This is a genomic window from Streptomyces sp. URMC 126 (assembly GCF_051386555.1).
Taxonomy (GTDB): domain Bacteria; phylum Actinomycetota; class Actinomycetes; order Streptomycetales; family Streptomycetaceae; genus Streptomyces.
Genome location: NZ_JBPQTX010000330.1, coordinates 1 through 7,603, shown reverse-complemented (window position 1 = coordinate 7,603; position 7,603 = coordinate 1). Strand labels below are relative to the sequence as shown.

5 protein-coding genes and 1 pseudogene are annotated in these 7,603 nt (G+C 75.3%); 4 read left to right on the top strand and 2 right to left on the bottom strand.

The genetic code is table 11. From position 1 onward, the window contains the following. Positions 1-311 precede the first annotated feature (311 nt). From ACSNOK_RS28180 to msrB, 3 genes are all read left to right on the top strand, one after another. Positions 312-830, top strand: a complete 519-nt coding sequence (locus ACSNOK_RS28180) for an indole-3-glycerol phosphate synthase (RefSeq protein ID WP_436783611.1) — start codon at positions 312-314, stop codon at positions 828-830. A gap of 275 nt (positions 831-1,105) precedes the next feature. Then, a complete protein-coding gene (murC, locus tag ACSNOK_RS28175; protein ID WP_436783610.1) occupies positions 1,106-2,503 on the top strand; it encodes a UDP-N-acetylmuramate--L-alanine ligase in 1,398 nt (465 codons plus the stop codon). Positions 2,504-2,525: 22 nt separating this feature from the next. Continuing rightward, a complete protein-coding gene (gene msrB, locus ACSNOK_RS28170) occupies positions 2,526-2,933 on the top strand; it encodes a peptide-methionine (R)-S-oxide reductase MsrB (RefSeq protein WP_436783609.1) in 408 nt (135 codons plus the stop codon). Positions 2,934-3,219: 286 nt separating this feature from the next. On the opposite strand, the pseudogene treZ reads toward msrB, so the two are convergent. Both treZ and lpdA read right to left on the bottom strand, forming a co-directional pair. Next, positions 3,220-5,106 (bottom strand): annotated as a pseudogene (gene treZ, locus ACSNOK_RS28165) (malto-oligosyltrehalose trehalohydrolase); the annotation flags it as partial. Next, a complete protein-coding gene (gene lpdA / locus ACSNOK_RS28160) occupies positions 5,094-6,506 on the bottom strand; it encodes a dihydrolipoyl dehydrogenase (protein ID WP_436783608.1) in 1,413 nt (470 codons plus the stop codon). The gene lpdA and the pseudogene treZ, both read right to left, overlap by 13 nt. Before the next feature lie 82 nt (positions 6,507-6,588). Here lpdA and ACSNOK_RS28155 point away from each other — a divergent pair, with 82 nt between their 5' ends. Next, on the top strand, positions 6,589-7,503 hold the full coding sequence (locus ACSNOK_RS28155; protein WP_436783607.1) for a LysR family transcriptional regulator: 915 nt from the start codon (positions 6,589-6,591) through the stop codon (positions 7,501-7,503). Positions 7,504-7,603: the final 100 nt, after the last annotated feature.

Below are 7,603 nucleotides of genomic sequence, written 5' to 3'. Positions count from 1 at the left end.
GCTGTAGGGGCTGCCGGGGGTCTGCGGGGCCTGGCGGGCCGCCGGGGACGCGGTGACCGTCGGGGCTTGGCGGGCAGCGTGGACCCCCGGCGTTCTCCGCCCGGCGACCGGGTCCGGGGCGCCTCCGGGGCCGCGTCCGAAACCCGCGTCCGACAATCAGCGGAATTCCCTGTTCCGCTTATCGTCCGACGGGCAGAATTGTGTCGGACGCTCCCCCGGGGGCACGGGTTCGAAACAGCGGGCTCCGAGGGAGCACGCGCAGGATGGTTTCTGTGTGGGCCCGGGGCCCACGGAGGAGAAGGGCGCCGACCGTGTTCACGAGCGTATTGATGATCGAACAGCCGCTGTCCGCGACGGACGTCGAGTTCGTCACCGGCCTGCATGACGACGATCTGTCCTTCGTGGTCCTGATGCAGCCCAGAGGCGCCGAGGACCGGCTGCTCCGCGCCATCGACGATGTCGCACTCGGCGAGCTGGAACAGGCCGTCCACGAGGCGGACGAGCCCGAGGGCGAGGCGGCGCTGCGGCCCGCGGCCCTCGCCTTGGAGCACTCCCTGCGCCTCCTGCGGGGCGCCGGCAGCGAGGCGGTCGGTCAGATCATCGACGACCATCCGCTGGACCTGCTCCGTTCCGTCGTCGAGCAGACCCACGCCGACGAGGTGATCGTGCTGACCGCGCCCCACCTCGTCGAGGAGTTCTTCCACCGCGACTGGGCCTCGCGCGCCCGCCACAAGGTCGGCGTGCCCGTCCTGAAGCTGTACGCGCACGCGGACGCCGACGAGGACGGCACCGACCGGAACGAGGAGCGGCCGGTGGCCGACGTGGAGTGAGCGCGGGGGGCGAAGGGGATCGCGGGCCGGTCGTCAAGGGCGACCGGCCGCCCGTCGCCATCCGGACAGGTGAGTTTCCGCCGGGTGGGCTGACCGGTCGGCCGGCCCTGCGTTCGGGGGCGTGTGCGCGGGCGCGGCCGGCGTCCCCACCGGCCGGAGGCGGCGCTGTCGGTGCCGGGTGCGAGAATCGGCGCAGTCAGTCCCCGGGACCGCCGGGGGCAGCCGCTGGACACAGCGGACCGCACCAGCCGAGAACGACCCAGGGAGCACCGCACATGGCACCGGCCGTCCCCACGACGATGGACCGCCCGCACTTCATCGGCATCGGCGGGGCCGGCATGTCGGGCATCGCGAAGATCCTCGCCCAGCGCGGCGCGCGCGTGGCGGGCAGCGACGCGAAGGAGTCCGCGACGGCGGCGGCGCTGCGCGCTCTCGGCGTCACCGTGCACGTCGGGCATGCCGCCGCGCACCTCGCCGAGGACGCCACCTGCGTCGTCGTCTCCAGCGCCATCCGGCAGGACAACCCCGAGCTGGCCGCCGCCGCCGAGCGCGGCATCCCGGTCGTCCACCGCTCGGACGCGCTGGCCCGGCTGATGGACGGGCTGCGGCCGATCGCCGTCGCGGGCACGCACGGCAAGACGACCACCACGTCGATGCTGGCGGTGGCGCTGGACGCGCTCGGGCTCGACCCGTCGTACGCGATCGGCGGCGACCTCCACGGGCCCGGCACCAACGCCCGGCACGGCTCCGGCGAGATCTTCGTGGCGGAGGCGGACGAGAGCGACCGCAGCTTCCACAAGTACGCGCCCGAGGTCGCGATCATCCTCAACGCCGAGCTGGACCACCACGCGAACTACGCCTCGATGGAGGAGATCCACGAGTCGTTCGAGATCTTCGTCGGCCGGATCCGCCCGGGCGGCACGCTCGTCGTCTCCGCCGACCAGGAGGGCGCCCGGGAGCTGACCCGCCGCCTCGCCGGCCGCACCGGCGACGTCCGGGTGGTCACCTACGGCGAGGCCGAGGACGCCGACGTGCGGATCCTCGGCATCACCCCGCGCGGTCTGACCAGCGAGGTCACCGTGGTCCTCGACGGCCGCGAGCTCACCTTCGGCGTCTCCGTGCCCGGCCGGCACTACGCGGGCAACGCGGTCGCCGCCCTCGCCGCCGGCGCCGCGCTCGGCGTTCCGGCGGAGGAGCTGGCCGCCGCCCTCGGCAAGTACACCGGCGTCGGCCGCCGCCTCCAGCTCAAGGGCGAGGCCGCCGGCGTGCAGGTCATCGACTCGTACGCGCACCACCCCACCGAGATGACCGCCGACCTGGAGGCCATGCGCGGCGCCGCCGCCGGCTCCCGCGTTCTCGTCGTCTTCCAGCCCCACCTGTTCAGCCGCACCCAGGAGCTCGGCACCGAGATGGGGCAGGCGCTCGCCCTGGCCGACGCCTCCGTCGTCCTCGACATCTACCCCGCCCGCGAGGACCCGATCCCCGGTGTCACCAGCGCCATGATCATCGACGCGGCGCGGGAGGCCGGCGCCGAGGTGCGCGCCGAGCACGACATGGCCGCCGTCCCCGAGGTCCTCGCGGGAATGGTCCGCCCCGGCGATCTCGTTCTCACCATGGGCGCGGGGGACGTCACGGACCTCGGTCCGCGGATCCTGGCCCGCCTGGAGAGCTGACCCGCGAGAGGACGGACGGCCCATGCCGTACGAGGTCGAGAAGACGGACGAGCAGTGGCGCGCGGAACTGACGCCGGCGGAGTACCAGGTGCTCCGCCGCGCCGGGACGGAACCGGCGTTCCGCGGTGAGTACACGGACACGACGACGCCCGGCGTCTACAGCTGCCGGGCGTGCGGCGCGGAGCTCTTCCGGTCCACCGAGAAGTTCGCGAGCCACTGCGGCTGGCCGAGCTTCTACGACCCCAAGGACTCCGACGCCGTCGAGCTCCTGGAGGACCGCTCGCACGGCATGGTCCGCGTCGAGGTCCGCTGCGCCCGCTGCGGCTCCCACCTCGGGCACGTCTTCGAGGGCGAGGGCTACCCGACCCCGACGGACCAGCGGTACTGCATCAACAGCATCGCGCTGCGCCTGGAGCCGGCCGGGGAGTGAACGCGGCCTCGTGCCGGCGGGGGCGGCCCCGGCCGGAGCGGCCCGGCCGCCTGGCGACGGGGGGCGCCGACGGCCGGACGGCCGGTGAACGAACGGAGGGGCCGCGGCCGGGGGCCGTCCGGCCGGGCGGGTGAGAGGGATGGCCGGCCGGCCCCTGCCACGACCGGAGACGGTCCCCCGGTCGGTCGTCCACCAGCCTGCCCTGCCCGCCCGTCCGCGCCCCGGGGCCGAACGGGTCCGATCGGGGCCGTTCGGCCCTGGTGGGCCCGGCCCGTTCCGGCCGTCCCTAGGAACCGTCCGTCCGCAGAACCGCCGCCGACTCCGCGGGCAGGCGCAGCAGGCCGCTGTAGCCCGGGGGCGGGAGCGGGCGCCAGGCGGCGAGGACGCGGGTGCCGTGGGGGACGGGGCGTTCGGCCGGGGTGCGGGCGAGGTTGACGGCGACGAGCAGGGGGCCGCGGCGGAAGGTGAGGCAGCGGTCGGGTCCGGCCTCCGGGGCGGTGTCCGTCCAGTCCGGGGCGGTGAGGGCCGGTTCCGTGTGCCGGAGGGCGATCAACTGGCGGTACCAGCCGAGGAGTTCGGCGTGCGGGGTGCCGTTCGGTTCGTCCCGGTCGAGGCAGGAGCGGAGCCGGGTGGCGGGGTCCTGCGGATCGGGGACCTCGTCCGCGGCCCAGCCGTGGGCGGCGAACTCGCGGCGCCGACCCCGGCGTACGGCCTCGGCCAGTTCCGGATCGGTGTGGTCGGTGAAGTACTGCCAGGGGGTGCGGGCCCCCCACTCCTCGCCCATGAACAGCATCGGCGTGAAGGGCGCGCAGAGCACCAGCGTGGCGGCGCAGGCGAGGAGGCCGGGGGAGAGGCGGGCGGCGAGGCGGTCGCCGAGCGCCCGGTTGCCGATCTGGTCGTGCGTCTGGGCGTAGCCGAACAGCCGGTGGGCGGGGACGGCCGCCGGGTCGAGGCGGTGGCCGTGCGGGCGGCCGCGGAACGTCGAGTACGTGCCGTCGTGGAAGAAGCCGCCGCGCAGCGTCTTGGTGAGGGCGAACGCCGGGTCCGCCGCGAAGTCGGCGTAGTAGCCCTGGGACTCGCCGGTCAGCGCGGTGTGCAGGGCGTGGTGGAAGTCGTCGTTCCACTGGGCGTGCAGGCCGAGGCCGCCGGCCCCGCGCGGGGTGACGGTGGCGGGGTCGTTGCGGTCGGACTCGGCGATGAGGAACAGGGGGCGTCCGAGCCGTTCCGCGAGGCCGTCCACGGCGGCGGACAGGTCGGCGAGGAAGTGGCGCGGCCCGTCGTCCACGAGGGCGTGTACGGCGTCCAGCCGCAGGCCGTCCAGCCGGTAGTCCGTCAGCCAGGCGAGGGCGCTGCCGATGAAGTACGCCCGGACCTCGGGCGAGCCGGGGCCGTCGAGGTTGACGGCCGAGCCCCACGGGGTCTGGTGGCGGTCGGTGAAGTACGGGCCGAAGGCGGGCAGGTGGTTGCCGGACGGGCCGAGGTGGTTGTGCACGACGTCCAGGACGACGCCGAGGCCGTGCCCGTGCGCCGCGTCGACGAAGCGGCGCAGTCCGTCCGGGCCGCCGTAGGGCTCGTGTACGGCCCAGGGTGCCACCCCGTCGTAGCCCCAGCCGTGCCGGCCGGGGAACGGGCAGACGGGCATCAGCTCGATGTGCGTGATGCCGAGGGCGGCGAGGTCGGGGAGGTGGCGGACCGCGGCGCCGAAGGTGCCTTCCCGGGTGAACGTGCCGATGTGGAGCTCGTAGAGGATCGCGCCGGGGAGGTCGCGGCCCGGCCAGTCGTGCCGCCACTCCCAGTGCGCCGGGTCGACGGTCGCCGCGAGGCCGTCGGGGCCGTCCGGGAGGCGGCGGGCCCGGGGGTCGGGGAGGGGCGGGCCGTCGTCCACGGCGAAGCCGTACCTTGTGCCGTGTTGTCCTGGTACTTCGCGGTGCCACCAGCCGGTGCGGCCTGGAGTGCGGTCCATGGGGTGGGTGCCGGCGTCCGTGTGCAGCGTGACGCGCTTCGCGTGCGGGGCCCATACCTCGTACAGCACCGGCGGCTCCTCGGGTCGGAGGGGGGTTGCCCCTGCCCCGCCCCTTCCCGTTTCTCGCGGGGGCAAGCCCCCGCACCCCCGCGCCCCCGGAACCGCGCTCCGTGCGGGCGCGCCGCGGGCGCGCCCCCTCACACCTGGTGCAGGCCCCGCCCCGCGAGTGAGAGCATCACCTCGCCCACCGCCTCGGACAGCGTCGGGTGCGGGTGGATGTGCTGGGCGACGTCCGCCGCCTCCGCGTCCCAGCCGACCATCAGCTGGCCCTCGGCGATCATCTCCGAGACGTGGGGGCCGACGAGGTGGACGCCGAGGACGCGGCCGCTCCGGTCCGCGACCGCCTTCACCATGCCGCCCTGGCCGTGGACCATGCCCTTGGCGGTGCCCGTCAGGGGCATGGAGTTGACCGTCACGTCGTACCCGGCCGCGACCGCCTGCTCCTCGGAGAGTCCTACCGACGCCGTCTGCGGGCTGGAGTAGGTGACGCGGGGGACGGCCGCGTAGTCGACCGGGCGCGGGTCGCGGCCGGCCAGGGTCTCGGCGACGACCAGGCCCTCGGCGAACGAGGCGTGGGCCAGGCCGAGGGAGGGCGGCGGGAGGAGGTCGCCCACCACGTGGACGCCGGGGACCGGCGTCTCCAGGCGGGCCCAGTCGGCGGGGGCGAGGAAGCCCCGGGCGTCGGTGGAGAGCCCCGCCGCCGCCAGGCCCAGGCCGTCCGTCACCGGGACCCGGCCGATGGCCACCAGCAGCCGGTGGACGGTCAGTTCGCGGGTCTCGCCGCGCGCGGTGCGGACGGTCGCCCGGACGCCGCCCTCGAAGGGGCGCGCGTCTTCGAGGCGCGCGCCGGTCTGTACGTCGATGCCGCGCTTCTTGAGGCCGCGGGTGAGGTGCCGGCTCACGTCCGCGTCCTCCAGCGGCAGCAGCCGGTCCGCCGCCTCCACCAGCGTGACGCGGGCGCCCATGGAGCGGTGCAGCGAGGCGTATTCGACGCCGATCGCGCCGCCGCCCAGCACCAGGACGGACGCCGGGAGCCCCGGCGCGAACAGCGCGTCGTCGCTGGTGACGACGTGCCGGCCGTCGGGCTCCAGGCCGGGCAGGGGGCGCGGGCGCGAACCGGTGGCCAGGACGACGCCGCGCCGGGCGCGCCACTCCGTACCCGCCTCCGCGCCGGTGTCCACGTGGACCGTGCGGGCGGACGTGAGGGAGGCGGAGCCGCGTACGACGCGGACGCCCGCCTGGGACAGGTGGCTCTCGACGCCCTTGTGGTTGCGGCCGACGATGTCGTCGCGGGTGGCGGTCAGCGCGGCCCAGTCGACGGACTCCAGCGTCGCGCGCACGCCCCAGCGTTCACGCCCCTCCGCGATTCCGTCCACCAGTTCCGCCGCGTGCAGCATCGCCTTGCTCGGTATGCAGCCCCGGTGCAGGCAGGTGCCGCCGACCAGGTCGCGTTCGGCGAGCACCACGTCCAGGCCGAGGTGCGCGGCGCGCAGCGCGGTGCTGTAGCCGCCGGTGCCGCCGCCGATGACGATGACGTCTGTCTCATGCATGCCCCAACCCTCCGCCCAGCAGCGAATATGAGTCCAACGCAATGTTTCGATGGAAGCGATGAGAGACGTTCATGGGGGAGTCGTGAGCCTGCGGCAGATGGAGTATCTGGTGGCCGTCGTGGAGGAGCGGTCGTTCACCCGTGCCGCCGAGGCGCTCAACGTGACCCAGTCCGCCCTCTCCCACCAGATCAAGGCGCTCGAACGGGAGGTCGGCGGGCGGCTGCTGGAGCGGCTGCCGCGCGGCGTGGGACTCACCCCCATGGGCCGGGCCTACCTGCCGCACGCCGAACTCGCCGTGCGCAGTGCCGAACTCGCCCGCCGGGCCGCGAAGGCCGCCGCCGGGGCCGAGGGCGGCGAACTGCACGTCGCGACCCTGCACGCGCTCGCGATCGGCGCCCTGCCGACGGTCCTGGCCCGCTGGCGGCGCGAGTTCCCCGGTGTCCGGCTGCACCTGCACGAATACCTCACCACGGACGAACTGCGCGACCACATGGACCGCGGCGTGGCCGACATCGCGGTCGGCCCCCGGCCCGAGGGGTGGGAGGGGCCGGTGGTCTCCCTGGGGGAGGAGGAGATCCTGCTCGTCGTCTCGCGCCACGACCCGCTGGCGGGCCGTACGGAACCGGTCCGCCTCGCCGAACTGGCCGACCGCGCCTGGGTGCGCTGCGTCCTGGAGCCGGTGATCGGCGGCCGGCGGTGGCTCGACTGGGTGTGCGCCCGGCACGGGTTCCGGCCGCTGACCGCCATGGAGGTCCAGCACGCGTCCACCGCGGTCCGGCTGGCGGTGGCCGGCGTCGGCATCCTCGCCTGCTCGGTGGACGTGGCCCGGGCGGCCGTCGGGGCGGTCACCGTCCCGGTGGACCCCGAGTGGCGGCGGGAGCAGACGGCGTACTCGCGCGTCGACCTGACGGGGGCGGCGCTGCGGTTCGTCGAGATGTGCCGGGAGGGGCTGTTCGACGGCGCCACGGCCGGCGGGGGGCCGCGGAGCGCGTCCTGACGCGGGGCGGTCACGGCACCGGCGGTCCCTTCGGGCGGGCCGCGCCGGTTCGGCACTGTTCGGGCCGCCGGCGCCACCGGGCCGGGAGCCCCGGTGGCGC